Origin of the sequence: Mycobacterium sp. MYCO198283, from assembly GCF_021213805.1 — a bacterium.
Taxonomy (GTDB): domain Bacteria; phylum Actinomycetota; class Actinomycetes; order Mycobacteriales; family Mycobacteriaceae; genus Mycobacterium.
Window position 1 is genome coordinate 621,945 of the sequence record NZ_JAJQJI010000001.1, and the last position, 26,843, is coordinate 648,787.

General features: G+C 70.9%; 26 protein-coding genes. 10 read left to right on the plus strand and 16 right to left on the minus strand.

Features of this window, described 5'->3' with window-relative positions:
- Positions 1–12: 12 nt before the first annotated feature.
- Positions 13–717 (minus strand): DUF2334 domain-containing protein, encoded by a 705-nt coding sequence (locus LV457_RS03245; RefSeq protein ID WP_232168965.1) that lies wholly within the window; start codon positions 715–717, stop codon positions 13–15.
- 139 nt (positions 718–856) lie between these two features.
- Positions 857–1,351: a glutathione peroxidase gene (locus LV457_RS03250; RefSeq protein WP_374198704.1), complete on the minus strand. Its 495-nt coding sequence runs from the start codon at positions 1,349–1,351 to the stop codon at positions 857–859.
- 68 nt (positions 1,352–1,419) lie between these two features.
- On the opposite strand from LV457_RS03250, the gene LV457_RS03255 reads away from it, so the two are divergent.
- Positions 1,420–3,027, plus strand: a complete 1,608-nt coding sequence (locus LV457_RS03255) for a DHA2 family efflux MFS transporter permease subunit (protein ID WP_374198721.1) — start codon at positions 1,420–1,422, stop codon at positions 3,025–3,027.
- On the opposite strand, the gene LV457_RS03260 is transcribed toward LV457_RS03255, so the two are convergent.
- Genes LV457_RS03260 through LV457_RS03270 form a run of 3 tightly spaced genes read right to left on the minus strand, consistent with a single transcriptional unit; the run spans position 3,024 to position 6,620 of the window.
- A complete protein-coding gene (locus LV457_RS03260; RefSeq protein ID WP_232168967.1) occupies positions 3,024–3,587 on the minus strand; it encodes a TetR/AcrR family transcriptional regulator in 564 nt (187 codons plus the stop codon). The two genes, LV457_RS03255 and LV457_RS03260, sit on opposite strands and share 4 nt — an antisense overlap.
- Before the next feature lie 25 nt (positions 3,588–3,612).
- Positions 3,613–5,748, minus strand: coding sequence for a S9 family peptidase (locus LV457_RS03265; protein ID WP_232169228.1), 2,136 nt, complete (start codon positions 5,746–5,748; stop codon positions 3,613–3,615).
- A complete protein-coding gene (locus tag LV457_RS03270) occupies positions 5,727–6,620 on the minus strand; it encodes a phosphoribosylaminoimidazolesuccinocarboxamide synthase (RefSeq protein ID WP_232168968.1) in 894 nt (297 codons plus the stop codon). The genes LV457_RS03265 and LV457_RS03270 overlap by 22 nt, the downstream gene beginning before the upstream one ends.
- Before the next feature lie 52 nt (positions 6,621–6,672).
- Between LV457_RS03270 and LV457_RS03275 the strand changes: the two genes are divergently transcribed.
- Positions 6,673–7,314: a hypothetical protein gene (locus tag LV457_RS03275; protein ID WP_232168969.1), complete on the plus strand. Its 642-nt coding sequence runs from the start codon at positions 6,673–6,675 to the stop codon at positions 7,312–7,314.
- A 1-nt stretch (position 7,315) separates the two neighbouring features.
- Here LV457_RS03275 and purB read toward each other — a convergent pair whose 3' ends face one another.
- Entirely contained in the window at positions 7,316–8,734 is a 1,419-nt protein-coding gene (gene purB / locus LV457_RS03280; protein ID WP_232168970.1) for an adenylosuccinate lyase, read from the minus strand.
- A gap of 32 nt (positions 8,735–8,766) precedes the next feature.
- Here purB and relZ point away from each other — a divergent pair, with 32 nt between their 5' ends.
- On the plus strand, positions 8,767–10,479 hold the full coding sequence (gene relZ, locus LV457_RS03285; RefSeq protein ID WP_232168971.1) for a bifunctional ribonuclease/(p)ppGpp synthase: 1,713 nt from the start codon (positions 8,767–8,769) through the stop codon (positions 10,477–10,479).
- Here the strand turns inward: relZ and LV457_RS03290 are convergent.
- Entirely contained in the window at positions 10,476–11,906 is a 1,431-nt protein-coding gene (locus LV457_RS03290) for an APC family permease (RefSeq protein ID WP_232168972.1), read from the minus strand. The two genes, relZ and LV457_RS03290, sit on opposite strands and share 4 nt — an antisense overlap.
- 46 nt (positions 11,907–11,952) lie before the next feature.
- The gene (locus tag LV457_RS03295; protein WP_232168973.1) at positions 11,953–12,573 is read right to left on the minus strand and encodes a TetR/AcrR family transcriptional regulator; all 621 of its coding nucleotides are present in this window, start codon (positions 12,571–12,573) and stop codon (positions 11,953–11,955) included.
- Between the two features lie 81 nt (positions 12,574–12,654).
- Between LV457_RS03295 and LV457_RS03300 the strand changes: the two genes are divergently transcribed.
- Complete coding sequence (locus LV457_RS03300; protein WP_232168974.1) at positions 12,655–13,551, plus strand: alpha/beta hydrolase-fold protein; 897 nt, start codon at positions 12,655–12,657, stop codon at positions 13,549–13,551.
- On the opposite strand, the gene LV457_RS03305 is transcribed toward LV457_RS03300, so the two are convergent.
- The 7 genes from LV457_RS03305 to LV457_RS03335 all read right to left on the minus strand — a co-directional run bounded on the left by LV457_RS03305 (position 13,548) and on the right by LV457_RS03335 (position 20,536).
- A complete protein-coding gene (locus LV457_RS03305; RefSeq protein WP_232168975.1) occupies positions 13,548–14,336 on the minus strand; it encodes an SDR family oxidoreductase in 789 nt (262 codons plus the stop codon). The genes LV457_RS03300 and LV457_RS03305 overlap by 4 nt on opposite strands.
- Before the next feature lie 30 nt (positions 14,337–14,366).
- Positions 14,367–15,638 (minus strand): phosphoribosylamine--glycine ligase, encoded by a 1,272-nt coding sequence (purD, locus tag LV457_RS03310; RefSeq protein ID WP_232168976.1) that lies wholly within the window; start codon positions 15,636–15,638, stop codon positions 14,367–14,369.
- A gap of 90 nt (positions 15,639–15,728) precedes the next feature.
- The gene (locus LV457_RS03315; RefSeq protein ID WP_232168977.1) at positions 15,729–16,964 is read right to left on the minus strand and encodes a hypothetical protein; all 1,236 of its coding nucleotides are present in this window, start codon (positions 16,962–16,964) and stop codon (positions 15,729–15,731) included.
- A complete protein-coding gene (locus LV457_RS03320; RefSeq protein ID WP_232168979.1) occupies positions 16,954–17,388 on the minus strand; it encodes a carboxymuconolactone decarboxylase family protein in 435 nt (144 codons plus the stop codon). The genes LV457_RS03315 and LV457_RS03320 overlap by 11 nt, the downstream gene beginning before the upstream one ends.
- 2 nt (positions 17,389–17,390) lie before the next feature.
- Positions 17,391–18,230 (minus strand): NAD(P)-dependent oxidoreductase, encoded by an 840-nt coding sequence (locus LV457_RS03325; RefSeq protein WP_232168980.1) that lies wholly within the window; start codon positions 18,228–18,230, stop codon positions 17,391–17,393.
- Between the two features lie 64 nt (positions 18,231–18,294).
- A complete protein-coding gene (locus tag LV457_RS03330; protein WP_232168981.1) occupies positions 18,295–19,056 on the minus strand; it encodes an SDR family oxidoreductase in 762 nt (253 codons plus the stop codon).
- 10 nt (positions 19,057–19,066) lie between these two features.
- Positions 19,067–20,536 carry an aldehyde dehydrogenase gene (locus LV457_RS03335; RefSeq protein ID WP_232168982.1) on the minus strand — a complete coding sequence of 490 codons (1,470 nt, stop codon included), beginning with the start codon at positions 20,534–20,536 and terminating at the stop codon, positions 19,067–19,069.
- A gap of 139 nt (positions 20,537–20,675) precedes the next feature.
- On the opposite strand from LV457_RS03335, the gene LV457_RS03340 reads away from it, so the two are divergent.
- The 6 genes from LV457_RS03340 to LV457_RS03365 are packed head-to-tail and all read left to right on the plus strand — an operon-like array spanning position 20,676 to position 25,443.
- Positions 20,676–21,272, plus strand: coding sequence for a TetR/AcrR family transcriptional regulator (locus LV457_RS03340; RefSeq protein ID WP_232168983.1), 597 nt, complete (start codon positions 20,676–20,678; stop codon positions 21,270–21,272).
- On the plus strand, positions 21,269–22,501 hold the full coding sequence (locus LV457_RS03345) for a cytochrome P450 (RefSeq protein ID WP_232168984.1): 1,233 nt from the start codon (positions 21,269–21,271) through the stop codon (positions 22,499–22,501). Before LV457_RS03340 ends, LV457_RS03345 begins: the two co-directional genes overlap by 4 nt.
- The gene (locus tag LV457_RS03350) at positions 22,501–23,325 is read left to right on the plus strand and encodes an SDR family oxidoreductase (protein WP_232168985.1); all 825 of its coding nucleotides are present in this window, start codon (positions 22,501–22,503) and stop codon (positions 23,323–23,325) included. Before LV457_RS03345 ends, LV457_RS03350 begins: the two co-directional genes overlap by 1 nt.
- A complete protein-coding gene (locus tag LV457_RS03355; protein ID WP_232168987.1) occupies positions 23,322–24,680 on the plus strand; it encodes a cytochrome P450 in 1,359 nt (452 codons plus the stop codon). Before LV457_RS03350 ends, LV457_RS03355 begins: the two co-directional genes overlap by 4 nt.
- A gap of 5 nt (positions 24,681–24,685) precedes the next feature.
- Positions 24,686–24,889, plus strand: a complete 204-nt coding sequence (locus LV457_RS03360) for a ferredoxin (protein WP_232169229.1) — start codon at positions 24,686–24,688, stop codon at positions 24,887–24,889.
- Between the two features lie 14 nt (positions 24,890–24,903).
- Positions 24,904–25,443, plus strand: a complete 540-nt coding sequence (locus LV457_RS03365) for a nuclear transport factor 2 family protein (RefSeq protein ID WP_232168988.1) — start codon at positions 24,904–24,906, stop codon at positions 25,441–25,443.
- Here LV457_RS03365 and LV457_RS03370 read toward each other — a convergent pair.
- Positions 25,407–26,837, minus strand: coding sequence for an NAD(P)-binding protein (locus LV457_RS03370; RefSeq protein ID WP_232168989.1), 1,431 nt, complete (start codon positions 26,835–26,837; stop codon positions 25,407–25,409). The two genes, LV457_RS03365 and LV457_RS03370, sit on opposite strands and share 37 nt — an antisense overlap.
- Positions 26,838–26,843 lie beyond the last annotated feature (6 nt).

The following is a 26,843-nucleotide window of genomic DNA, read 5'->3' on the forward strand; positions in this document are numbered from 1 at the left end:
CGCCGGAGTCGATCAGGCGGCGTCGACCAGCGCGGCTTGCGGCTCCCAGCGGTAGACGTCCGGCACGGACCCGTGGTGCAGCGCGAGCTCGATCGCGTCGAGCATGGCGTGGCGCACCGCCGGCTTGCGCAGCTGCTTGGCGGTGGTGGCCAGCCGGACGACACCGCCGCGGCGGGCGGTGCGCTCGACCGACAGCACCAGCGTGCGACACCACCAGGGTTCGGTGAGGAAGCCGTTGCCGATGCCGAGGACGCGGGCGCGCAGCGCGGTCTGGCGAGTCAGATCCGTGACGGCGTCGATGCCGGCCAGCAGCCGGAAACCGTTGCGCGGCAACGTTTTCACCGTTCCGGACGACACGGTCCAGCCCGGCGCCGCGAACAGCCGGGTGCGCAGGCCCAGATGCTCGAGCACCCGGTCGGCGGCCATGATGCGCAGGTTCGCCTCGTGGGCGGGCAGCGCCGCGAACTCCGGGCGCCGCTTGGCGGTGGCTGCCTCGTCGTAACCGTGCAGCACCACCGCCGCGCCGGCCGCCCGCTGGTCACGCAGCCAGGCGACGGTCGGCTCGTCGTCGGCCAGCCGGTAGCCCCCGCCCAGCCGGGGCGCCACCAGCAGCGACACCGGGACGTCGCGCGCGGCGAGCGTCTGCCGGAACTCCGCGACGTCGGCGAGGGTGCGGTCGCGGATACCCGAGATGGAGACGATCAGCTGGCCTGCCATGGCCCCGAGTGTGGCGGCGGCAGGTGACGAGACGGTGTCGCACACGCTGCCGACAGGTGATATCCGTCGCTCACCTCAGTGCGCGATCCCCCGTCGCTTCGCTCGCCTCAATGCACGATCCCCCGTCGCTTCGCTCGCCTCAGTGCGCGGGCAACACCGCCTCGATGGCCTCGATGACCTCCGGGGCGTCGGGCGCGGTGCGCGGCCGGAACCGCCCGGCCACCACCCCGCCGGGCGCGAGCAGGAACTTCTCGAAGTTCCACTGCACGTCGCCGGCCTCACCGCCGGCGTCGGGTGTCTGTGTCAGCTCGGCGTAGAGCGGATGCCGGTCGGGTCCGTTGACGTCGGTCTTCTCCAGCAGCGGGAAGGTGACACCGTAGGTGGTGGAGCAGAACTCGCGGATCTCCTCGGCGCTGCCCGGCTCCTGACCCATGAACTGGTTGCACGGCACGCCGATCACCGTCAGCCCGCGGTCGGCGTAGTCGCGGGCCAGCCGTTCCAGCGCCGAATACTGCGGCGTCAGACCGCATTTCGAGGCGACGTTGACGACGAGCACCGCCCGGTCGGCATAGGCCGCGAGCGACGTCGGTTCGCCGTCGAGGGTGGTCAACGGAATGTCGAGCAGGCTGGTCACGCGCACCTCCCGGGCGTCGGAGCCGATCGTGCGGGAAGTCTAGCGACCCGGTTAGGCTCGGTGCGGTGGTGCACCGCGTGAGCAATCCCCGATCGCGGACGACGACCGCCGGCGCCGACGACGCGCCACCGGTCACCCCGTCCGACCACGACTACCCCGACCACCTCGACGCCCGGCTGCTGCGGATCGCCGGCGTCTGCGTGCTGGCATCGGTGATGGCGATCCTCGACGCGACGGTGGTGAGCGTCGCCCAGGGCGAGTTCCAGCGCATCTTCGCCAGCACGCAGGCCGTCGTCGCCTGGACCATGACCGGCTACACGCTGGCCCTGGCGACGGTCATCCCGCTGACGGGCTGGGCCGCGGACCGGTTCGGCACCAAACGGCTGTTCATCGCGTCGGTGGCGTTCTTCACCCTCGGCTCGCTGCTGTGCGCGCTGGCGCCCAACATCACGCTGCTCGTCGCGTTCCGGGTGGTGCAGGGCCTCGGCGGCGGCATGCTGATGCCGCTCACCTTCACCATCCTGACCCGGGAGGCCGGCCCGCAGCGACTGGGCCGGTTGATGGCGGTGCTCGGCATCCCGATGTTGCTTGGACCGATCAGCGGGCCGATCCTGGGCGGCTGGCTGATCGACGCGTTCTCCTGGGAGTGGATCTTCCTGATCAACCTGCCGATCGGCGTGCTCGCGCTCGTGCTCGCGGCGGTGGTGTTCCCGCGCGACCGGCCGACGCCGTCGGAGAGCTTCGACTTCATCGGGATGCTGCTGCTCTCCCCGGGGCTGGCCAGCTTCCTCTACGGCGTGTCGTCGATCCCCGAGCACGGCACCGCGGCCGATCCGGAGGTGTGGGCGCCCGCGACGCTCGGGGTGGCGCTCATCGTCGCGTTCGTCTTCCACGCGCTGCTGCGCGCCGAGCACCCGCTGATCGATCTCCGGTTGTTCGCCAACCGGGGACTCACCGTCGCCAACGCGACGATGTTCCTGTTCGCGATCGCGTTCTTCGGCTCTGCCCTGCTGTTCCCGCTGTACTTCCAGCAGATCCTCGGCCAGGACACCTTCCAGTCCGGCCTGCACCTGATCCCACAGGGCCTCGGCGCCGTGCTCACGATGCCGATCGCGGGCCAGCTGATGGACCGCCGCGGGCCCGCCCGCATCGTGTTGGTCGGCATCACGCTCATCACGGCGGGCATGGCGATCTTCGCCTGGGGCGTCTACCACTCCTACGCCTACAACCCGGTGCTGCTCGTCGGGTTGCTGGTGATGGGGATGGGCATGGGCGCCACGATGATGCCGGTGTCGGGTGCGGCGGTCCAGACGCTCACCCCGCAGCAGGTGGCGCGCGGGTCGACGCTGATCAACGTCAACCAGCAGGTCGCCGGCTCCGTCGGGACGGCCCTGATGTCGGTGATCTTCACCAACCAGGTCAACGACAGCCCCGCCGTCGCCGAGGCGGGCCGGCTGGCCGGTGCGCTGCAGGCGGCCGAGCAGGGTCGGCCGGTGCCGTTGCCGCCGCCGGACGTGATCGCCGAGGTGTTGGCCGCCGGCCGCGACGAGCTGTCCCGGGCGTTCTTCGTGGTGTTCGCGGTGGCGGTCGGCTTTATCGCCGCGACGATCGTCCCGGCGTTGTTCCTGCCCAACCGGGCGCCGGCCAAGACCGCGCCGCCGGTGCTGCTGCCTTAGCCGCCGAACAGCATGCGGGCGATCCGCTCCGCGGTGTCCCGGGGGCTCGCCCCGGTGAAGGCCTGCGGCGCGGCGCCGTTGTTCCACAGCATCGCGAACCCGTGCACCAGCGACCACGCCGCCAGTTCGGCGCCGGCCGGATCGTCGACGGCGCGCGGATCGGTCAGCGTCGCGACGCCGCGGGAGAGCTGCTCACCGGCCGCCGCCTGGGCGCTGCGCAGCTCCGGATCGCCGACGTCGACGAGCGTCCGGTCGAACATCACGGCGTAGTGGCCGCGGTGCGTCGTCGCGAAGGTGACGTAGGCCGTCGCCTGGTTCTCGAAGGGCGCCGGCGCGGCGGCCAGCGCGTCGGCGAGCTTGCGGAAGCCTTCGGCGGCCAACGCGGTGAACAGCCCGCGCCGGTCGGAGAAGTGGTGCGCCGGGGCGGCGTGGGAGACACCGGCCTGGCGCGCGAGTTCCCGCAGCGACACCGCGTCCGCGCCGCGCTCGGCGATGGTCTTCGCCGCCTCGCCCAGCAGGACGGCACGCAGGTCGCCGTGGTGGTAGCGGCGGCGGGTCACCCGGCGAATCCTATCTTGGCAGCGCCTAGTTGGTGGGGTGCCCGTCGGCTCCCGCGGTGTCGAGCAGCCAGGCGTACTGGAACGCGGTCTCGCGCCACCGCTCGTAGCGCCCGCTGATCCCGCCGTGCCCGGCGCTCATCTGCGTCTTCAGCAGCACCGGGCGGTCGTCGGTCTTCGTATGACGCAGCGCCGCCACCCACTTGGCGGGTTCAACGTAGTAGACGCGGGTGTCGTTGAGCGACGTCATCGCCAGGATCGCCGGATAGTCCTTGGCGTCGACGTTCTCGTACGGCGAGTAGCTCTTCATGTACCGATACACCGCCTCGTCGGCCAGCGGGTTGCCCCACTCGTCCCACTCGGTGACGGTCAGCGGCAGCGACGGGTCGAGGATGGTGGTCAGCGGGTCGACGAAGGGCACCTGCGCGAGGATGCCGGCGAACAGCTCGGGCGCCAGGTTCGCAACGGCGCCCACCAGCAGCCCGCCGGCGCTGCCACCCATCGCCACGAGCTGGGCGGGCCGGGTGACTCCGGTGTCCACGAGGTGCCGCCCGACGGCCACGAAGTCGGTGAAGCTGTTCCGCTTCTTGAGGAGCTTGCCGTCTTCGTACCACAGCCGCCCCAGCTCGCCGCCACCGCGCACGTGCGCCACCGCGAACACCATGCCGCGGTCCAGCAGCGACAGCCGGGCGATCGAGAACCGCGGATCCTCGCACATCTCGTAGGCGCCGTAGCCGTACAGCAGCGTCGGCGCCGGCAACTGGGCGTCGGCGCGGTGGATGAGCGAGATCGGCACGCGCGCACCGTCGTCGGCGATCGCCCAGTCACGGCGTTCCACGTAATCCTCGCGGCGGTAATCCCCCAGCACCGGCTGTTCGCGCAGCAGTCGCCGCTCGCCGGTGACGGGGTCGATGTCGTAGATGCGCACCGGCGTCACGAACGACGTCGCGCCCACCCGCAGCACCGGCGCGTCCCAGTTCGGGTTGGCACCCAGCCCCGCCGACGTGAGCTCCGAGTCGAACGCGATCTCCTGCGGCTCGCCGTAGCCGTCGCCGGTGATCGGCCACAGCTGGATGCGGGGCAGCGCCTCGCGGCGGTAGCTGACCACCAGCTGGCCGGCGAACGCGTCGACGCCGTCGAGCCGCACGTCGTCGCGGTGCGCGATCAGCGTGCGTTGCGCGGCCGGATCCGCCACCGGCGCCTCAGTGAGCGTGAAGTTCACCGCGCCGTCGTTGTGCAGGATCAGGAAGACGTCCTCCCCGCCGGTTGCCGTTGGTTTGACGGCGTGTTCCACCGAGTACTCGACGCCGTCGCGGCGCGGCAGCACCAAGCGCAACTCGGCCGCCGGATCGGCGGCGTCGGCGACGAACACCTCGGACGTGATCGCCGAGCCCGCCGCGATCACGATGTAGGCGTCGCTGCGGGTGCGCCCGACGCCGAGCCAAAACCGTTCGTCGGCCTCGTGATACACCTGCTCGTCCGGCCCCTGCTCCCCGAGCCGGTGCCGCCACACGGTGTCGGGCCGCCACGCCTCGTCGACGGTGGTGTAGTACAGCGTGCGGTTGTCGGCGGCCCAGGTTGCGCCCGCGCCGATACCGCTGATCTCGTCGGCGTAGCGCTCACCGGTGCGCAGGTCGACGAACCGCAACGTGTACCGCTCGTCGCCGCGGGTGTCCACCGAATAGGCCAGCGTGTGGCCGTCCAGGCTCACCGTCGCCGCGCCGAGCGAGAAGAATTCGTGCCCGTGCGCTTCGACGTTCTCGTCGAGCAGCACCTGCTCGCCCGGGATCTCGGTCTGCTCGTCGAGCGTCGGCGGCCGCCAGTCGGCGGCATCGGCCACCGGGCACCGGCAGTGCACGCCGTACTGTTTGCCCTCGAAGCTGCGCGCGTAGTACCACCACTCCCCGCGGCGGGTGGGCACCGACAGGTCGGTCTCCTTGGTGCGCGCCTTGATCTCGTCGAAGATGTGCTGCTGCAACGGCAACAGGTGCTCGGTCAGCTCGTCGGCGTAGGCGTTCTCCGCCTCCAGGTGAGCGATCACCGCCGGGTCGGCCTTGTCGCGCAACCACTCGTAGGGGTCGACGAACACGTCGCCGTGGTGGACGCGGCGGTGCTCGACGCGCCGCGCCACCGGTGGGGTGCTCACTGCGTCGGTCCGATCCAGTCGGCGAACGCCCGGCCCGAGATGCGTTCGTAGGCATCGACATACCGCTGCCGGGTGGCCGCGACGATGTCCTCGGGCAACGGCGGCGGCGGGCTGTCACCGGCGCGGTCCCAGCCGGACTCCGGGCCGGTCAGCCAATTGCGCACGAACTGCTTGTCGAAGCTGTGCTGCACCACGCCCTCGCGGTAGTCTTCGGCCGGCCAATAGCGCGACGAGTCGGGCGTCAGCACCTCGTCGGCGAGCACCAGCGCGCCGTCGGCGTCGACACCGAACTCGAACTTGGTGTCCGCCAGGATCAGTCCCCGCTGCAAGGCATGCTCGGCGGCCTCGCCGTAGAGGCGCAGCGTGGCGTCCCGCAGCGCCGCGGCGCGCTCGGCGCCCACCAGCGCCACCGTGTCGGCGAACGAGATGTTCTCGTCGTGGCCGCCGAGCTCGGCCTTCGTCGCCGGCGTGTAGAGCGGTTCGGCGAAGCGGCTGGCCTCCACCAAGCCGCTCGGCAGCGCGATGCCGCACACCGCGCCGGTGCGCTGGTAGTCGAGCAGCCCGGAGCCGGTGAGGTAGCCGCGCGCCACGCACTCGACCGGCTGCATGTCCAGCCGCCGCACCACCAGCGCGCGGCCCAGCACCTCGGCCGGGATGCGCGGGTCGTCGGGCGGGCCGGCGAGGTGGTGCGGCGCGTCGAGGTGGTCGAACCAGAACACGCTCATCGCGGTGAGCACGCGGCCCTTGTCCGGAATCGGCGTCGGGAGCACGTGGTCGAACGCCGAGATGCGGTCGCTGGCGACGAAGAGCAGATGACCGTCGTCCACGCGGTAGATGTCGCGGACCTTGCCGCTGCCCACATGGTCGTAGTCGCTCAGAGCCGGTCGCACCGACTCAGCCTATCGGCGCACCGGGCGCGGTCATTGTGCTGGGATCGGGCCCATGACGCCCGGTCCTGCTGTCCCGTCGCGCCGGCTCGCCCGCCTGCTGCGCTACGCCGCGTCACCCCGGCGGCTGCTGCTGCAGCTGATCAGCGACGCCGTCGTGGTCGTGTGGACGTTCGGCTGGCTCACGATCGGCATGGCCGTGCACGCCGCCGTGTCGGCCATCGCCGAGGTCGGCCGGCAGGTGGAGAGCGGTGCCGACGGCATCGGCGGCAATCTCGACTCGGCGGGCGAACGGGCGAACGGCGTGCCGTGGATCGGCGACGACCTGAGCAAACCGCTCGAGGCCGCGGGGCGGGCCGCCCGCGACCTCGCCGACGCGGGCCATCAACTCGACACCACCGCGAGCTGGCTGGCGGTGGTGCTGGCGATCGCAGTGGCGGCGCCGCCGATCCTGGGCGTTGCGGTGCCGTGGCTGTACCTGCGGCTGCGGTTCTTCCGGCGCAAGCGCACGGTGATCGACCTGGCGGCGACGCCCGCCGGCCGGCAGCTGCTGGCGCTGCGCGCGCTGGCGAACCGGCCGCTGCGCACGCTGACCCGCATCGACCCCGACCCCGTCAGCGCCTGGCGCCGCGACGACCCCGCGATCGTCGGGGGCCTCGCGGCGCTGGAGCTACGCAGCGCCGGCCTGCGCCGCTGACTCAGAGGATGGCGCCCGGCTGGTAACGCGCGGCGTCGGGATGGCGGGCGACGAGCTGCTCGACGGCGGCGACCACGGCGTCGACCTGATCGCCCGCCGCGCCGGTGAACGCCGCCTTGTCCGCGAGCGCGGCGTCGAGCGCGGCCCGGTCCAGCGGCAGCCGGTCGTCGGCGGCGAGCCGGTCCAGCAGGTCGGGCTCTGCACCGCGCTCCCGCATGGCCAGCGCCACCGCGACCGCGTGCTCCTTGATCACCTCGTGCGCGGTCTCGCGGCCCACCCCGGCGCGCACGGCGGCGATGAGTATCCGCGTGGTGGCAAGGAACGGCAGGTACCGGTCGAGCTCGCGGGCGATCACCGCGGGGTAGGCGCCGAATTCGGCCAACACGGTCAGGAACGTCTCGAGCTGCCCGTCGATCGCGAAGAACGCGTCGGGCAGCGCCACCCGGCGCACCACCGAGCAGAACACGTCGCCTTCGTTCCACTGTGCGCCGGCCAGCTCGGCGGCCATCGAGGCGTAGCCGCGCAGCACCACCTGCAGGCCGTTGACCCGCTCGCAGGATCGGGTGTTCATCTTGTGCGGCATCGCCGAGGAACCGACCTGCCCGGGCGCGAACCCCTCGGTCACCAGCTCGTGGCCGGCCATCAGCCGGATGGTGTGCGCAAGCGACGACGGGCCCGCCCCCAGCTGCACCAGCGCCGAGCAGACGTCGTGGTCCAACGACCGCGGGTACACCTGCCCGACGCTCACCAACGCGTCCGAGAAGCCCAGGAAGGCCGCCACCCGTCGCTCCAGTTCGGCCAGCCGCGCCGTGTCGCCGTCGAACAGGTCGAGCATGTCCTGGCCGGTACCCATCGGCCCCTTGATGCCGCGCAGCGGATAGCGGGCGATCAGCTCCTCGATGCGCTGCAGCGCCACCAGCGTCTCCTGCGCCGCCGACGCGAACCGCTTGCCGAGCGTGGTGGCCTGCGCGGCGACGTTGTGGCTGCGGCCGGCCATCACCAGATCGCGATAGGACGCCGCCCGCTCGGCCAGCCGGGCCGCGACGGCCACCCCGTGGGCGTGTACGAGCTCAAGGGAGCGCCGGATCTGCAGCTGTTCGACGTTCTCGGTGAGGTCGCGGCTGGTCATGCCCTTGTGGATGTGCTCGTGGCCGGCGAGCGCGTTGAACTCCTCGATGCGGGCCTTCACGTCGTGGCGGGTGACGCGCTCGCGCGCGGCGATCGAGCCGAGGTCGACGTGCTCGACCACCCGCTCGTAGGCGTCGACCACACCGTCGGGCACCGGTGTCCCGAGCTCGATCTGCGCCCGCAGCACCGCGATCCACAGCCGGCGCTCGGCGACGATCTTGGCCTCCGGCGACCAGATGGCCGTCATCGCCTCGCTGGCGTATCGATCGGCCAGCACGTTCGGGATGCTCACGGGCGTCGAGCCTAATGCGGCAGGGTGGAGCGGTGAACTTCGTCGGACTCGACCTGGCCTGGGGTGAGAAGAAGCCGACCGGCGTGGCGGTGGTGGACGAGTCGGGTGCGCTGGTGCACGTCGCGGTCGCCGGCACCGACGACGAGATCGTCGCCCAGTTGGCCCCGTACACCGCGGGCGACTGCGTCGTCGGCATCGACGCCCCGCTGATCGTGGCGAACGCCACCGGCAACCGGCCCGCCGAGGCGGCGCTCAACCGCGACTTCCAGCCGTTCCAGGCCGGCGCGCATCCCGCCAACAAGACCAAACCCGAGTTCGCCGGCACGCCGCGCGGCGCCCGGCTGGCCGCCGCCCTGCAGCTGGATCTCGACCCGGCGTCGCGACGGCCGCGCCGGGCGATCGAGGTGTATCCGCACGCCGCCACGATCGCGCTGTTCCGGCTGCCCCGGACCCTGAAGTACAAACCGAAACCGAAGCGGCCCTTCGAACTGCTGCAGTCGGAGCTGCTGCGGCTGATCGGCCTCGTCGAGAGCCTGGCGCACGCCGAGCCGCCGCTGCACGTGACGGGGTGCGACGCCTGGGCGCAGCTGCGCCGCGACGTCGAGAACGCCACCCGCAAGAGCGACCTGCGCCGCGCCGAGGATCCCGTCGACGCCGTGCTGTGCGCCTACATCGCCCGCTACGCGACCCACCGGCCCGACGACGTCACGACCTACGGCGACCTGGCGACCGGCTACATCGTCACCCCGACGCTCCCGGCCGGCCTGACGCCGGCTCCCGGCGAACCGCGGACCGCCCGGGCGGTCGCCGAGTACGCGCGGCGCCGGCCGGCGCTGGTGGCCACCACCGAGCACTACCTGAAGCTGGTGACGGCGCTGCTCGACGACGCCGGCATCAACTACCTCAGCGTCACGGCGCGCACCAAGACCGTCGAGTCGTTCGCGGCCAAGGCCGATCAAATGGTCGACGGAAGAGTGGCTCGCCGGCTCTACAGCGACCCGCTGGTGGAGATCACCGACCAGGTCGGCCTGCGGGTGATCACCTATCTGCGCGAGGACGTCGACGCGGTGGCGACGCTGCTCGCCGACGAGCTGCGGCTGCTCGACGACCGGGACATGGGGCAGGAGACGGCGCGGGAGGGCCGCTGGGGTTACGCCAGCCGCCACCTGCTCGTCGGCGTCGAGGGTGAGCAACAGCCGGCGTCGGTGCAGGTGCGCACGGTGCTGCAGCACGCGTGGGCGGAGTTCGAACACGACATCCGCTACAAGGGCGCCATCCCGGCCGAGCACGCGCCGGAACTGGACCGCCGCTTCACGCTGGCGGCCGGGCTGCTCGAGCTCGCCGACCGCGAGTTCACCGCGATCCGGGAGCGGCTGCGCGTCACCATGACGGACCACGACGCGCAGCCGTCGACCGAGGCCGGTATCGCGATCCCGGTGCTGGCGACCTATCTGGGCAACCGGTACGCCGACGCCGGCTGGTCACGCACCGACCACTACGGCTGGATCTCCGGGCTGCTGTCGGAGCTCGGCGTCGACTCACTGGTGGAGCTGACGGCGCTGCTCGATTCGGTCGACGCCGACGCGATCAACGCCGCGATGGACTACCGCTACCCGCCGGGTGCGGTGCGGCGGCTCGACGACGTGTTGCTGGCGGTGTTCGGCGACCGCTACATCGGGTTGCGGGGCAACGCGCACCGGGTCGAGCGGCTGCGGCAGCGGCTGGCCCGGCTGCCGAACCGCTAGTCGGGGGCCGAGTCCAGCTCCGCCGGGTCGATGATGCGGGCCTCGCGGATGCCGAGTTGCCGGTTGACGAGCCGGGTCAGCAGGTACAGGACGACGCCGACGAGCACCAGCGCACCGGCGACGAGGTACTGCGACAGCGGGCGGCCCGACGTCGGCAGCACCAGGTAGGCCGACGCCAGGCACCCGATCACCGGCAACGCGGTCGGGGTGGTGAAGTGGCCGCCGCCCGCGCGCACGTCGCGCCGCAGCACCAGCACCGCGATGTTGACGACGGCGAACACGGCGAGCAGCAGCAGCGAGGTGGTGCCGCCGAGCACCTCGACCGCGCTGTCGCTGGCGAACAGCGACACGTAGACGATCAACCCGAAAGCGATGGTGGTGGTGAACAGGATCGCCACCCACGGCGAGCGGCGGGTGGCGTGCACGGTGCCGAGCGGTCGGGGCAGCACCCGCTGCCGGGCCATCCCGTAGATGAGCCGGCTGGCCATCAGCATGTTGATGAGCGCGGTGTTCGAGACCGCGATCATCGTGATGAACGGGAACAGCGTCTCTATCGGGATGCCGACGTCGGCCGCCGCCACCACGTCGACCAGCGGGGTGCTGCTGGTCCGCAGGTCGCCGACGGGAACGAGCGCGACGGCGACGATCGACACCAGGATGTAGACGAGGCCGGCGATACCGAGGCCCGTCAGCAGCACCTTGGGAAAGATGCGCACCGGATCCTTGGTCTCCTCGGCCATGTTCACCGAGTCCTCGAATCCGACCATCGCGAAGAACGCCAGCGAGGTCGCGGCGGTCACCGCGAGGAAGGCGTTCTTGTCGCCGGCGGTCTCGAAGGCGACGACGCGCGAGAAGTCGACGTCCCCGCCCTGCGTGAACGCCCACAGCCCGGCCAGCAGCACCGTGGTCAGGCCCGCGATCTCGACGATGGTGAGGACGACGTTGAGCCCGACGCTCTCGGTGACGCCGCGGAAGTTGACGGCGGCCAGCACCGCCATGAAGCCGAGCGCGACGAGCGCGACGCCGACGCGGCTGCCGTCCTCGCCGGTGATGCCGCGGAAGAGGTTCTCGCCGAACACCTGCGACGCCGTGGACGCCGAGGTGATGCCGGAGCACATGACGACGAAGGTCACCAGGAACGTGACGAAGTGGATGCCGAACGCCTTGTGGGTGTAGAGCGCGGCGCCCGCCGCCTGCGGATACTTCGTGACGAGCTCGAGGTAGCTGAACGCGGTGACGGTGGCGATCGCAAAGGCCAGCAGGAACGGCAGCCAGGCGGCGCCGCCGACCTGGCCGGCGATCTTGCCGGTGAGCCCGTACACACCGGTGCCCAGGATGTCGCCGACGATGAACAGCAGCAGCAACCCGGGCCCGATCACCCGTTTCAGTTCGGGCTCGGAGTCTTTCGTGGCGGCGGCCTGCGTCATGGCGCTCCTCGGGTCAACGGGCCTTCATCATCGACCAGCGCACGCCTCACCGCACCGGCAACCGCTGATCCGGCGGTGCCAGCGCGTCGATGACGTCGACGAGCGTGGTGCGGGCGGTTTCCCGGGCCGTCCCGCTGTCCTCGACGAGCGCCGACACGACCGCCCCGTCGACCGCGCACAGCAGCGCCGCGAGCCGACCCGCCGGCACCGAACGACCGGATCGCGCAACGACTTCCATGACCGCCTCGGCACGCAACCGGCGCAGCCGGCGCTGCATGTCCCGCAGCCGGGGCTGCCGCGCGCAGGCGATGTAGCGCTCGTAACGCGAGATCAGCTGCTCGCTCGACGGGGTGTTGCCCAGCAGCAGGTCGACGAGGACGTCGGCGATGGATTCGGCCCCGCGCCGCCGCCGCGGCAACGCGTCGACGCGCGCCCGCAGCTGGGCGGTCTCCAGATCCGACACGTGCGCTATGGCGTTGTCGATCAGGTCGTCCAGAGACGAGAAGTAGTAGGTCGTCGACGCCAGCGGCATGCCGGCGCGACGGGCGACGGCGCGGTGCCGCACCGCGTCGAAGCCACCCTCGCAGAGCAACTCGGCGGCCGCGCTGACCAGCGCATACCGCCGGCGTTCGCCCTTCGGGGTGACCGCTGCCGTCACGCGGATCATGCTGCCAGGCGGCCGGTTGCCGCACGTGCGTTTCGCGCCGAACGGCACCGGTCTGAGCTGACCCCGCCGCTGGCCGATGGCATGATTGCCCTCATGCGTCCCCTCACCCGTCGCGAGGCGTTGCGGCTCGGGGTCGGCGTCGTCGCCGGGGCCGCCGGCGCGTTCGCCGTCGGTGTCACCGTGCGCCACACCCCGACCGCCGTGCCGGTGACATGGACCGGCTTCGGGACGCCGCGGCTGCCGCTGCCCGCCGAACCCGCTGCGGGACAACCGACCATGGTCCGCGGGTCGTTCGCGTCGGCGGCCCGGGGTGGTGTCGAGACGAACTGGGCGATCGCGCGGCCGCCCGGCCAGACGGCGCCGCTGCGGCCGGTGATCGCGCTGCACGGCAAGGGCGGGGACGCGGCGAGCGTCATGGCCGGCGGGGTCGAGCCCGGTCTTGCGCAGGCCGTCGCCGCGGGCCTGCCACCGGTGGCGGTGGTGGCCGTGGACGGCGGCGGGAGCTACTGGCACCGCCGGGAGTCCGGGGAGGACACCGGGGCGATGGTGCTCGACGAGCTGCTGCCGCTGCTCGCCCACCAGGGTCTGGACACCTCACGGGTCGCGTTCCTGGGCTGGTCGATGGGCGGCTACGGCGCGCTGCTGCTGGGCGGCCGGTTGGGCCCGGCGCGCACCGCCGCGATCTGCGCGGTCAGCCCGGCGTTGTGGACGTCGCCGGGCGCGACGGCGCCGGGGGCGTTCGACAGCGCCGAGGACTACGCCGCCAACAGCGTCTGGGGTCTGCCCGCGCTGGGACAGATCCCGCTCCGCATCGACATCGGCAACGACGACCCGTTCGCCGGCGCCACGCGGGAGTTCATCGCGCAGCTGCCGAAGCCGCCCGCGGGCGGCTTCTCCCCCGGCGGCCACGACGGCGCGTTCTGGTCGTCGCAGCTGCCCGGCGAGCTCGCCTGGATCGCCCCGTTGCTGACGGCTTAGCGCTTCGGCAGCACCGACGACATCAGCTTGTTGCCCTTGGCCGTGACGGCGTCGGGCAGCAGCCGGTTGGTGTTGAACAACAGCTTCGACACCAGCGACGACGCGACGACCTTCTGCTTGTCGTCCATCAACGCCTGGAAACCTTTCGCCGCCACCTTGGCCGGGTCGTCCTTGGGCATGCGGCCCATCACGGTGTCGCCCATCCGGGCGCGGTCGAAGAAGTTCGTGTCGGTGGCGCCGGGCATGAGCGCGGTGACGGTGACGCCGGAGTCCTTGAGTTCGTCGCGGAGCGCCTCGGCGAACGACTGCACGAATGACTTCGAGGCGTTGTACACCGGCTGTTTCGGGCCGGGCATCGTCGCGGCGACCGACGACGTGAACAACACCTTCCCGGCGCCGCGCGCCGCCATGTCCCGCACCACCAGCTTCGCGAGTAGCACCGTGGACCGCACGTTGAGGTCGATGACCGCCAGGTCCTGCGCGATGTCGGTCTCGACGAAGAGGCCGCCGCTGCCGATGCCGGCGCCCAGCGCCGCGGCGTCGAGGTACCGGCCGCCCGAGGTCGCCGTTTCGTAGAGCGTCGCGGGACCGTCGGGTTCGCCGAGGTCCACCTGCACCGCCTCGATCCGGGTGCCGTTGCGGGCGAGTCTCTCGGGCACCGCGTGGATGGCGTCGTCCTCGGCGGCGACGATGACGTCGTAGCCGTGCTCGACGAATTCACGGGCGAGTTCGAAGCCGATGCCGCTCGACGCGCCGGTCACCAGTGCCCACTGCGATTGGCTCATCGCCGTCGGCTACCCCGCGGTCCGCGACCGCTAACGCCCGATGCCGACGCGGCCCTGCGCGGCGGCCAGCGCGATGTCGGTGCGGTAGTGGCCGCCGGGCAGCTTCACAGCGCCCAGCAGGTCGTAGGCCGCCGTGCGGGCGGCGGCGAGGTCGGCGCCGGTGCCGACCACCGACAACACCCGGCCGCCCGCCGAGACGATCGTCCCGTCGTCGCGGCGGGCGGTGCCGGCGTGCAGCACACCGGGCGCGTCGGCGCCGGTGATGACGTCGCCGAGCCGCGGCCGGCCGGGATAGTTCTCGGCGGCGAGGACGACGGTGACCGCGGCGCCGTCGGCGAAGCGCGGCGGCGGGGCGGTTGCGAGCGTGCCGGTGGCGGCGGCGAAGAGCAACTCGGACAGCGGCGAGTCGAGCAGCGCCAGCACGGCTTGGGTCTCGGGATCACCGAATCGGCAGTTGAACTCGACGACCGCGGGCCCGCTCGAGGTGATCGCGAGCCCGGCGTACAGCACCCCGGAGAACGGCGTGCCGCGCGAGACGAGTTCTGCGGCAACGGGTGTCACGATGTCGTCGACGATGGACGCGAACGTGTCGGCGGGCAGCCAGGGCAGCGGCGCGTAGGCGCCCATGCCGCCGGTGTTGGGGCCGCTGTCGCCGTCGCCGACCCGCTTGAAGTCCTGCGCGGGCGGCAGCGGCACCACCGTCTCGCCGTCGACGACGCACAGCAACGACACCTCGGGCCCGTCGAGGAAGGATTCGAGCAGCACCGGGTGCCCGCCGTCGAGCAGACCCGCGGCGTGCGCCCGGGCGGTATGGCGGTCGGCGGTGACGACGACGCCCTTGCCGGCAGCGAGCCCGTCGTCCTTGACCACCCACGCCTGATCGCCGGGCGGACCGAACCGGTCGAGCGCGGCATCGAGGTGAGCGGGATTGTCGACGATCTCGCTGCGAGCGGTCCGCACGCCGGCGGCGGTCATGACGTCCTTGGCGAACGCCTTGGAGCCCTCGATGCGGGCCGCGTCCGCACTGGGCCCGAAACAGGCGATGCCGGCGGCGCGGACCGCGTCGGCGACCCCGAGCACCAGCGGCACCTCCGGCCCGATCACGACGAGGTCGGCGCCGACGTCGCGGGCGAGCGCGGCGACGGCCGCACCGTCGGTGATGTCCACCGACCGCTGGTCGGCGACCGCGGCGGTACCGGCGTTGCCCGGCGCGATGGACAGCCCGTCGACCCCCGGGTCGCGCCGCAGGGCGCTCACCAGCGCATGTTCCCGAGCACCGGAACCGATCACCAGGACGTGCACGGCGTTCACCCTAACGACCCCGCCGCGAGAACACCGTTCTTGCCGTCACCAGGCCGGAAGAGCGGCGAGAACAGTAGTCTCGGCGATCGATCAGACCACCGTCAGCGGCAGCGAATGCCGCGGCTCGAACTCGAACGTCGCTCCCCCGCTGACCTTGGCCACCGCGACCTCGCCGAACTCCTCGGCGGGCGCCTCCCGTTCGACGACCCGGGCGGTCCAGTCGGTCGGTGTGCCCGCAAGCTCGACGTCGAGGCGCGGGTCGACCGCGCGGACGGCGGCCTGCAGCGGCCGCACCTCGTCCGGCGTCACCAGCGACACCCAGGCACCGTCGTCGTGGGCGGGTGACGGCCGCACCGTCACACTGTCGGGCCCGAACTCGGCGTCGACGTAGGCGGCGGGGTTGAACAGCGGGTGCACCCGCAGCACCTCGACCGCGCCGTCGACGCCTTTCGGCAGGCCGAGCGCCCGGTGGATCCGCTCGGCGGCGATCCCCGCGAGGCCGATCAGCTGTCGGGTGCAGATGTCGTGCGCCACCGCCGCTGCATCGTCCAGGCCGCCGGCGCGCTTGCGTACCGCGATCCCGAACGACAGGTTCAGCAGGTGCATCTGCAGGCACACCTCGTCGGCCATGCGGACCAGCGCCGCGTGCGAGTAGGCGGCGAAGTCGAAGTCGGACAGCAACGGACCGGAGTAGTCGGCCCGGCCGTCGCCGGCCGGCTCGATGGGGTCCAGCTCCAGGTTCGCGGCGGCGCTGGCCTGCACCTGCGCCAGGTGCGGGTGGTCGGCGACCTCCGGGTGCGACTCGTCGATGGTCACCGTCCACGCACAGTGCGGATGCCGGTCGGCGGGTACCCGCGGTGGCCGGTGGATGGGCCGGATCCGGCAGCGGCGGTTGGTGGCGACGGCCGTGGCGTCGAAGGTCGGGTCCTCGATGTCGTGGCACATGCCGCGGACGTAGTCCTCGCCCATCGGTTCGACGTCGAGCAACGCGCCGCAGTGGTCGAGATGGAACTCGCCGTGCCAACGGTCGTGGACGACGTAGCGGAAGTCCATGAACTGCGGCGGCGCGCCGATGTCGAGCTGCAGGCCCTTGAAGATGGTGATGACGTCGTCGCCGACGTAGTTCAGCGCGCGCTGCATGCGACGGGTGTAGATCGGGCTGGCACCCATCCACTCCTCGATGGCGATCTGCAGCATTTCGGGACGGCCGAACCTGCTGATGCACCACGCCATCCCGGACCGGTCGATCAGCTGCCCGATCAGCAGCAGCTCGGGCACCAGGGTGGCGAGCCGCCGGCGGGACAGCGCCGCGTACCTACTGCTCATCGAGGCTGCTCCCGGAGTGCATGTGCAGCGCGGCGTTGACGTTCGCCTTCTTGTCCTCGCCCTGCGGGGCGGCTTTCCGCCGCTGCTTGGCCACCTTCGTCACCACACCGTCGAGCTTGGACCCGAGCGGGAAGCCGAGGTAGTGGGTCAGGAAGATCGCCATCTCCTTCAGCTCGTCCTCGGTGAGCTCGTCGTTGGCGAGGGCGGCGTTGGCCTGGATCTCCGCCAGGTCGGTGATGCCGAGCGCGGTGACGACGGTCAGCGTCATGATCCGCTTGTCCCGCATCGAGAGCCCCGGCCGCGTCCAGATGGTGCCGAACAGGTGGTCGGCGGTCAGCGCGAAGTAGTCGCCCGGCATGTCCGGCATCTCCCAGCCGTACACCTCGTTCATCCTGTCGAGGCCCTTGCGGCGCAGTTCGTCCATCGCTACTCCTTCGTGTGCGGTACGCCGAGGCCGGCGGCCAAACTCTGCCGCGCCAACTGCGCCAGCGGCAGGTCCACCCCGGCGCGCTCACCGAGCGCCAACGCCAAGCCGAGGTCCTTCTCACCGAGATCGCGCGCGTGCGTGAAGGATCCGTACAGGAAATGGTCGGGCGCCAGGTCCGACATGTCGTCGCGCACCATGATCGCGCCGGGTCCGCCGGTCAACGCGTCGGTGTGCCGCACGACGCGACCGAGCTGCTGCAGGTCGATCCCGTTGGCCGCCGCCAGCGCCATCGCCTCGCAGGCCGCGGCGTAGCCGGTGAAGGACAACATGTTGCGCGCCAACTTCATCCGCGTGCCCGCCCCCGGCGCACCCGCGTGGATCACCATCGACGCGAACTGCTTGAACGCCGGCTTGACGCGCTCGTAGACCGCGCGGTCGGCGCCCACCATCACGGCCAACTCGCCGTTCGCCGCGGCCGCACCGCCCCCGGACACCGGGGCGTCGACGACGAAGATGCCGCGCGAGTGGTGCTCGGCGGCCAGCGACTCCGCGGTCTCGGGGCTGATCGTCGAGTGGATCGCGATCACCGTGCCGGGCGCAGCGTGCGCCGCCAGCTCCGCGACCACGCTGCGCACCTGCTCGTCGTCGAGCACCGTGACGCTGATGATCTCGGCGTCGGCCACGCCTGCGACGTCGGCCGCCGCCGCTGCGCCCGCCTCGACGAGCGGGGCCATCGCCTCGGCGCGCAGGTCGAAGACCACCAGCCCGCCGGGCCAGCCGGTCAGCCGCGACGCCATGGGCGCACCCATGTTCCCGAGGCCGATGTAGCCGTACGTCATGAGCGCCGTCCATTGCTCTTCGCGCAAGCGCTCATCGGGAGTCCATTGCTCTTCGCGCAAGCGCTCATCGGATGATCTGCCCGCCGTCGACGTTGAAGATCTGCCCCGTGATCCAGCTCGCCTGGTCGCTCAGCAGGAACAAGCACATGCCGACGAGGTCCTCCGGCTCACCCATCCGGCTCAGCGGGATGTTCTTGACGATGTCGGCCACCATCTCCGGTGGCGTCGTGGTGCGGTTGGCCTCGGTGTTGATGGGTCCGGGCGCGATGGCGTTGACCCGGATGCGCTGCCCGCCCAGCTCGGTGGCCAGCTGCTGCGTCAGCCCGTTGATGCCGACCTTGGCCAGCCCGTAATAGTTCGAGTACAGCCACGCCGCGGTGGACGACTGGTTGACGATCGCCCCGCCACCTCGCTTGGCCATCTTGCGGTACACCGCCCGCGTGCACACCAGTGCCCCGTCGAGGTTCACGCTCATGAAGCGCTTGTAGTAGTCCCAGTCGACGGTGATCAGGAAGTCCAACTTCATGCCGCCGAAGATCGCCGCGTTGTTCACCAGGTAGTCGATGCCGCCGAACTCCGAGAGCGTCTGCGCGGCCATCTCTTTCGCCGACTCGGGATCCGACACGTCGACCCGGACCGCGAGCGCGCTGCCGCCCTCACCCTTGATGCCGTCGACGACGCGCTGCGCGCCCTCGACGTTGATGTCGGCTACGACGACTGCGGCGCCTTCCCGCGCGAGGCCCTCGGCGTACGCCTGTCCGATGCCGCCGCCGGCGCCGGTGACGATGGCTACCTTGTCCTGAAAATCGTTGCCGTACCGGCCCACTGGCGTTCTCCTAGTTCGCTGCCCTGGCTATGGCCTTGATCTCGAGGTACTCCTCGAACCCGGCGAGCCCCATCTCCCGGCCGATGCCGGACTGCTTGTAGCCACCGAACGGCATGTCCGCCGAATACCAGACGCCGCCGTTGATGTTGACGGTGCCGACCCGCAGGCGCGCGGCGACACCGGCCGCGCGGTCCTCGTCGCCGGAGAACACGGTGCCGCTCAGGCCGTAGGGCGAGTCGTTGGCGATGCGCACCGCGTCGTCGTCGCCGTCGTGGCCGATCACCGTCAGCACCGGACCGAAGATCTCCTCGCGGGCGACCTTCGCGGTGTTGTCGAGCCCGGCGATCACCGTCGGCTCGATGAAGAACCCGCGGTCGCGGTCGGCGGGACTGCCTCCGCCGCAAGCGAACCGGCCACCCTCGGCGACCGCCGAGTCGAGGTAGCCCTGGACGCGGTCACGCTGGCGCGCCGAGATCACCGGGCCGCAGACGGTGCCGGGATCGTTCGGGTCGCCCGGCCTCAGACCCGCCATCGTGCCCGCGGCGGCGTCGACGGCCTCGTCGTACCGCCCGCGCGGCACCACGAGCCGGGTGGTGATCGCACATCCCTGGCCGGCGTGCATGGCCGCGGTGAACGCCGCCATCGAGCAGGCGCCCGCGAGGTCGGCGTCGTCGAGCACCAGGAACGCCGACTTGCCGCCGAGTTCCAGGAACACCTTCTTCAGCGTGGCGGCGCTGTCCGACATCACCGCCCGCCCGGTGTTCGTCGACCCGGTGAAGGACACCATGTCGACGCGGGGATCCGTCGACAGCAGCGCGCCGACGCGGTGATCGCTCGAGGTGACGATGTTGACGACACCCGGCGGGAAGTCGGTGTGCTCGACGATCAGCGCCCCGAGCACCGCGGCCGCCCACGGGGTGTCGGGAGCGGGCTTGAGCACCAACGTGTTTCCCGCCGCGAGCGCCGGCCCGATCTTGGCCAGGTTGATCTGGTGCGGGAAATTCCACGGGGTGATCGCGCCGACCACACCGACCGCCTCCCGCGCGACGGTGCGATGGGTCTTGATGCCCATCGGTGCTGCGATGCCGAGATCGGTGGTCCAGGAGTAGGACTCGGCGGTGTCGGCGCAGAAGCTGAGGTCTTCGACGGGCCCTTCGAGCTGGGCCGCTGAGGTCAGCATCCGCGGGGCACCGACCTCCGCGATCGTCAGCTCCCGCAGGTCCTCGATGTGGTCGCGCATCGCCTGCTGCAACTGCCGGATGCATCGCACCCGCAGCGCGGTGTCGGTGGACCAGGCCGTGGTGTCGAACGCGGTGCGCGCGGCCTCGATCGCGCGGTCCATATCGGCGGCGTCGGCGTCGGCGGCGACGCCGAGCACCTCCTCGGTGGCTGGGTTGCGGGTCTCGAACGTGCCGGCACCGCCGCCGACCAGTGCGCCGCCGATCAGCAGGTCGCTGCGGCGGTCGGGCAGCAGGGGCATGGCGGTCTCCGATCGAGGATGCTGGACAACTGTCCGGCGTAGACGGCTCGAAGATAGCCCTCACCACCAGCCTGTCGCAAGCATCAGGTGGATGAGCTGCGGGGTTGCCCTGGATATCCGGGTCCGCTAATTTGGACATGTGTCCAGCAAGCCGGTGGTGGCGATCACACGCGAGACGGGCGACCCCCGGCGCAACCGGCGTCAGCAGGAGACGTTCCGCAGGGTGCTCGCCGCCGGTGTCGAGATGCTGCGGGAGTCGTCGTATTCCGATGTGACGGTGCGCGCGGTCGCGGCGCGCGCCAAGGTCGCCCCGGCGACGGCCTACACCTACTTCTCGTCGAAGAACCACCTGATCGCCGAGGTGTACTACGACCTGATCAAGCAGGTGCCGTACTTCACCGACGTCAACGACGCCAAGACCACCCGCGTGGTCAACGCCCTGCGCACGCTCGCCCTGGTGGTGGCCGACGAGCCCGAGGTGGCGGCCGCGTGCACCACCGCACTGCTCAGCAGCAGCGACCCCGCGGTGCACCGGGTCCGCGACCGGATCGGCGGCGAGATCCACCGCCGCATCACCTCGGCGATCGGGCCCGACGCCGACCCGCGCACGGTCGCCGCGCTGGAGATGATGTTCTTCGGCGCGCTCGTGCAGGCCGGCAGCGGCGTGGTCGGTTACCGCCAGATCACCGACCGGATGGCGTATGCGGTCGGCATCATCCTGGGAGACAGTGCATGAGCGGCAACGCTGCGGGCGGCACCGTAGACCTGGTGCTCGACCCCTACGACTACGACTTCCACGAGGATCCGTACCCCTACTACCGCCGGCTGCGCGACGAGGCCCCGCTATACCGCAACGACCAGCTCGGCTTCTGGGCGCTGTCGCGGCACGCCGACGTGCTGGCGGGCTTCCGCAACAGCGCTGCTCTCTCCAACAAGTTCGGCGTCTCCCTCGACCCGGCGTCGCGCGGTCCGCACGCATCGAAGACCATGTCGTTCCTGGCGATGGACGACCCGGCGCACCTGCGGCTGCGCACGCTGGTCTCGAAGGGCTTCACGCCGCGCCGCATCCGCGAACTGGAACCCCGCGTCACCGAGATCGCCCACCACCACCTGGACGTCCTGCTGGCGAAGGCCGCGTCGTCCCCGGGGAGCACGGTCGACTACGTCGACGAGTTCGCGGGCAAGCTGCCGATGGACGTCATCTCCGAGCTGATGGGGGTGCCGCACGCCGACCGCGACCAGGTGCGCGCGTGGGCCGACGGCGTCATGCACCGCGACGAGGGCGTCACCGACGTCCCGCCGGCCGCGATCGAGGCGTCGCTGAACCTGATCGTCTACTACCAGCAGATGGTCGCCGAACGGCGCACGCACCCCACCGACGACCTGACGACCGCGCTGCTGCACGCCGAGATCGACGGCGACCGGCTCACCGACGACGAGATCCTCGGCTTCATGTTCCTGATGGTCATCGCCGGCAACGAGACCACCACCAAACTCCTTGCCAACGCCGCGTTCTGGGGCCACCGCAACCCAGACCAACTGGCGCCGGTCTACGACGACCTCGATCGGGTGCCGCTGTGGGTCGAGGAGACCCTGCGCTACGACACCTCCAGCCAGATCCTGGCGCGTACCGTCGTCGGCGACCTCACGCTGTACGACACCACGATTCCGCCGGGTGACGTGGTGCTGCTGCTGCCCGGCTCGGCGCACCGCGACGAGCGGGTGTTCGACGCCCCCGACGACTACCGCATCGGCCGCGAGATCGGTTCCAGACTCCTGAGTTTCGGCAGCGGCGCCCACTTCTGCCTCGGCGCGCACCTCGCGCGCATGGAAGCGCGGGTGGCGCTCGCCGAGTTGTTCAAGCGAATCCGCGGATACGAGGTCGACGAGGCCAACGCCGTCCGCGTCCACTCCAGCAATGTCCGCGGATTCGCTCATCTTCCGATCAGCGTGGAGGCCCGGTAATGCCCCGTTTCGACCCGCTGCCCGACCGCCGGCCCGCGATCGTGGCCGGCGCCTCCTCCGGGATCGGCGAGGCCACCGCGATCGAACTGGCCCGCCGCGGGTTTCCGGTGGCGCTCGGCGCGCGGCGGGTCGAGAAGCTGGCCGAGATCGTCGGCAAGATCAACGCCGACGGCGGCGAGGCCGTCGGCTTCCACCTCGACGTCACCGACCCGAGCTCGGTGACGTCGTTCGTCGCGCAGGCGACCGAGGCGCTCGGCGACATCGAGGTGCTCGTCGCCGGCGCGGGCGACACCTATTTCGGCAAGCTCGCCGAGATCGCGGGCGACGAGTTCGAGTCGCAGCTGCAGATCCATCTGGTTGGCGCCTTCCGGCTGGCCTCGGCGGTACTGCCGGGCATGCTGGAGCGCCGGCGGGGAGACCTGATCTTCGTCGGCTCCGACGTCGCGTTGCGTCAGCGTCCGCACATGGGCGCCTACGGCGCCGCGAAGGCCGCGCTGGTGGCGATGGTGAACAACTTCCAGATGGAGCTCGAAGGCACCGGCGTCCGCGCGTCGGTCGTCCATCCCGGGCCGACGAAGACGTCGATGGGCTGGAGCCTGCCCGCCGAGAAGATCGGTCCGGCGCTGGAGGATTGGGCGAAGTGGGGTCAGGCGCGCCACGACTATTTCCTGCGCGCCGCAGACCTTGCGCGCGCGATCACGTTCGTCGCGCAGACACCGCGCGGCGGCTTCATCGCCAACATGGAGCTGCAGCCGGAAGCACCACTGGCGAGTGCTCCCGCCGACCGCAAGCAACTGAGATTGACCGAGGAGAACCGGCCATGACCACTACCGCGACCGTCCCCCGGGTCTCCGGCGGCGCGGAGGAGCACGGCCACCTCGAGGAGTTCCGCACCGACCCGATCGGGTTGATGAAGCGGGTGCGCGAGGAGTGCGGGGACGTCGGCTGGTTCCAGCTCGTCGACAAGCACGTGATCCTGCTGTCGGGCGCCGAGGCCAACGAGTTCTTCTTCCGGTCGTCCGACGAGGATCTCGACCAGGCCGAGGCGTATCCGTTCATGACGCCGATCTTCGGCAAGGGCGTGGTGTTCGACGCCAGTCCCGAGCGGCGCAAGGAGATGCTGCACAACTCCGCGCTGCGCGGCGAGCACATGAAGAGCCACGCCACGACCATCGAGGGCGAGGTGAAGAAGATGATCGCCGGCTGGGGCGACGAGGGCGAGATCGAACTGCTCGACTTCTTCGCCGAGCTGACCATCTACACCTCGACCGCGTGCCTGATCGGGCTGAAGTTCCGCGAGCAGCTCGACCACCGGTTCGCCGAGTACTACCACGACCTGGAGCGCGGCACCGATCCGCTGTGCTATGTCGACCCGTACCTGCCCATCGAGAGCTTTCGGCGCCGCGACGAAGCGCGCGTGAAACTCGTCGCGCTGGTGCAGGAGATCATGGACCAGCGGGTTGCGAACCCGCCGCGGGACAAAGCCGACCGCGACATGCTCGACGTGCTGGTGTCGATCCGCGACGAGGACGGCAACCTGCGCTTCTCGGCCGACGAGATCACCGGCATGTTCATCTCGCTGATGTTCGCCGGGCACCACACCAGCTCCGGAACGTCGTCGTGGACGCTGATCGAGCTGCTCCGCCATCCCGACGTGTACGCCCGGGTGCAGGCCGAACTCGACGAGCTCTACGCCGACGGCCAGGAGGTGAGTTTCCATGCGCTGCGGCAGATTCCGATGCTCGACAACGTCGTCAAGGAGACACTGCGGCTGCACCCGCCGCTGATCATCCTGATGCGCGTGGCGCAGGGCGAGTTCGAGGTCGCCGGCTTCCCCATCCACAAGGGCGATTTCGTCGCCGCGTCCCCGGCGATCTCGAACCGGATCCCCGAGGACTTCCCGGACCCAGACGCGTTCCGGCCCGAGCGCTACGACAAGCCCGAGCAGGCCGACCTCGCACACCGCTGGACGTGGATTCCGTTCGGCGCGGGCCGGCACCGCTGTGTCGGCGCGGCGTTCGCCACCATGCAGATCAAGGCGATCTTCTCGGTGCTGTTGCGCGAGTACGAGTTGGAGATGGCCCAGCCGGCCGACAGCTACCGCAACGACCACTCGAAGATGGTCGTCCAGCTCGAGCGGCCGGCGAAGGTCCGCTACCGCCGGCGCCGCAAGGCCTGATGACGATGGGGTTCCGGATCGAGCTCGACCGCGACCTGTGCCAAGGCCACGCCATGTGCGAACTGGAGGCGCCGGACTACTTCCGGGTTCCGAAACGCGGCACGGTGGAGGTGTTGGCGGAGACCGGCCCCGACGAGGACCGCGACGACGTGGCGCGGGCCGTCGAGATGTGCCCGACGCAGGCGCTGCTGCTTCGGGATCAGGACTAGGGAAGGGATCGGCGATGGCGAGTCGAGAGCAGCTCGAGGACTGGGTGCAGCGGTGGCTGGACGCCAACCGTGAAGCCGAGCGCATCGGCGACTGGCGGGGGCTCGCAGAGTTCTACGCCGAGGACGCCACCTACGGCTGGAACATCGGCCCCAAGGAAGACGTCATGTGCATCGGCCGCAACGAAATCCGCGACACCGCACTGGGTTTGGAGATGGAAGGCCTGGAGAACTGGGTGTACGAGTACCAAAAGGTGCTCATCGACGACAAGCAGAACGAGATCGTCGGCTTCTGGAAGCAGATCGCCCACCGCTCCGACGGCACGCAAACCGAGATCTACGGCATCGGCGGCAGCTGGTTCCGGCTCGACCACCAGCTCCTCATCGAGTGGCAGCGCGACTTCTTCGACTTCGGCCACGTGCAGAAGGCGTTCCTGAAGCTCATCGAGTCCGGCGACCTCACGCCGACGATGCAGAAGCGCATCGAGCGCAGCCTGGCCGGCGAGAAGCTGCCCGGCTACTACCCGATCGGCGAAGCGCCCGTACCGATCTGGTGATCGGCGCCCAGTTCCGCCGCCAGCGCTTCGAGCTTCTCGTTGGCGGCGGTCAGGGCGCCCCGCATCATCTCCATCGCCCGGTCACGGACGCGCGGACGCGCCAGCGCGGGTCGGAACAATTCGGCCAGCACGTTGAGTCGTGAGCCCACCAGCCAGTCCATCAACTCCGGCTCCAAGCTCCAGCGGATCTCGTTGCGCTGCTCGCCGTGGGTCATCGGGATCCAGTCGAACCAGTGGTACGGCAGCCGGATCACCTGGCACAGGTCGTTTCTGACCGCGTCGTCGGCGTAGGCGAGCTCGACGTGCGCGATGAACGCCGCGGAGAAGATCTGCTGGCAGGCGCGCACGCTCTGCGGCGTGATCAACGGGCCGTCGAACACCGGCAGCTCCGGGCGGGGCCGCAGCCCGTCGCTGGTCGCGTCGACGAACAGCGTCGTGGCCGCGTCGGCGGGCACCGTGCCGCCGGTCAGCTCGATGCGGTCGGTCTCGATGCTGCGCACATGCCCGAGCCGCACCACGTCGGTGACCCGCCGCAGCTGCGCCACCTCGGCCTGCGTGACGGTGGCGCAGCGGTACATCGTCGGCTCGACGTTGGTGTCCAACCGCAGCAGGACGCCGCCGGCCTCCAGCCGCGCGTACAGGTCCGGCACCGACGTCGCGGCCATGATGGCCTCGGTGCGGGCGCCGACCGACGCGCGGAACTGTTCGACGAACTCGGCGCCGGGCTGCACGTTCGCCCGGTCCAGCAGCCAGGCGTCGCGGGCGACGATCCAGGTGATGCGGTCGGGTGAGATGCCGTGGCGCAGCAGCCACAGCAGCGCGTCCATGCCGGTCTTGCCGCCGCCGACGATGACGTAGCGGTCGTGGCCGCGGGCCGTCGCGGGCAGCAGGTTGACCGCGACGCAGGTGACGCGCGGTGCCACGGACCAGGCCGGCGGGCGCATCGACGGCACGACGACGTTCGAGTAGGTGGTGTCGACGACGCGGCGGGCCACGTCGACGGTGTACTGCTCGCCCGCGAGCGTGGTGAAGCGGCCGTCGCCGTCGTACTCGCTCATCGGGAAGTAGCTGACGCGGCCCGTCGCGATGAGCGCGCGCATCACGCGGTCGAAGTAGGCGCGGATCTCGTTGGCGGTCGCCAATTCGTACATGCCGGCGTTCAGGCCGTCGGTGTCGATCCGGCCGGAGTCCAGGCGCAGCGAATTCACGCCGTAGTAGGCGGACGGCTGGTGCAGCCGCACGAAGGGATAGGCGGTGTTCCAGTGGCCGCCCGGCTGGTCGCCGCGGTCGACGACCACCACCGTCGCCTCGCTCTCGGTGACGAGCGTGTCCAGGAACGCCATCCCGACCGCCCCGGCGCCGATGACGAGGTAGTCCGCTTGCAGTGTCGGCATCGCAGG